The 1,250-nt window shown below is 57.5% G+C and carries 2 protein-coding genes; both read left to right on the forward strand.

The genetic code is table 11. The annotated features are described in order from the left end of the window. The coding region (locus Q0341_RS00640) for a class II fructose-bisphosphate aldolase (RefSeq protein WP_299509846.1) at positions 1 to 782 on the forward strand (782 nt) is incomplete at its 5' end. A 282-nt stretch (positions 783 to 1,064) separates the two neighbouring features. Beyond that, positions 1,065 to 1,250: ArsR family transcriptional regulator (locus Q0341_RS00645; RefSeq protein WP_299509849.1), on the forward strand; the 186-nt coding region annotated here is incomplete at its 3' end.

Below are 1,250 nucleotides of genomic sequence, written 5' to 3' on the forward strand. Positions count from 1 at the left end.
CCACACCCGCGCAGTGCCAGCAGTCCATTCGCTCGGGCTTTTCGAGCGTGATGATGGACGGCTCGCTCATGGCCGACGCCAAGACACCGGCCAGCTACGGGTACAACGTGGACGTGACGCAAAAAGTCTGCGAGATGGCCCATGCCGTGGGCGTGTCTGTTGAGGGCGAATTGGGTTGCCTGGGCTCGCTGGAGACTGGCGAAGCGGGCGAAGAAGACGGTGTTGGTGCCGAGGGCAAACTCAGCCATGAGCAGATGCTGACCGATCCGCTGCAGGCCAAGGACTTTGTGGCACAAACCGGTGTGGACGCCTTGGCCATCGCCATTGGCACCAGCCATGGTGCTTACAAGTTCACACGTCCGCCCACAGGCGACATTTTGGCCATTGAGCGCATCGCCCAAATCCATGCGGCGATTCCCAACACGCACTTGGTGATGCACGGCAGCTCCAGCGTGCCCCAAGAGTGGTTGCAGATCATTCGCCAATACGGCGGCGACATCAAGGAAACCTATGGTGTACCGGTCGAAGAGATCGTGCGCGGTATCCAAAGCGGTGTGCGCAAGGTCAACATCGACACCGACATCCGCTTGGCCATGACCGGTGCCATGCGCCAACTGATGGCCCAGCAGCCTTCTGAATTTGACCCACGCAAAGCTTTGACCGCCGCCAAAAAAGCCGCCGCCGGTATTGTCAAAGCCCGGTTTGAAGCTTTCGGGTGCGCCGGTCGAGGCAGCCAGATCAAGCCCCTGACGTTGGACGCGATGGCCAACCGCTACGCTTGAGTCAGCCTCCGGCCCGCCCGGGCCGAGGGTGCTGTCGCTTTCTGCGATGGGTCAGAACACTCAAATTTCCCGCTCATGGCAAGGTGCAATAGGTGTTGGCCACCCCATCTGGGCGGTGGCTTATCTTTTTCTGTGCATAAGCAAACAACAAATCAATGGTTTGAATCTGGACGAAAATTGGCCACAATGATCAATTAATGCAATATCCGCGCCTTTGTCCTTGCTTTTGATGCCTTTTGGCGGACCAGCGTGCGGTATTCGACCACCATTGGAAAAGACAACATGGCCAAAAACCAGCCCGCACAAGACAGTGCCCTGACCGAATCCGAAGAGGTTTTTGAAAAAGCCGCCGAGGTTTTTCGGGTCATGTCGGCCCCCATGCGATTGCGCATCATCAGTGCCCTGTGCAATGGCGAAAAGAACGTGGGTGAGTTGTTGGCCGAAATTGACACCACCCAACCCAACATG

This window comes from uncultured Limnohabitans sp., assembly GCF_937889215.1.
Lineage (GTDB): Bacteria > Pseudomonadota > Gammaproteobacteria > Burkholderiales > Burkholderiaceae_C > Limnohabitans_A.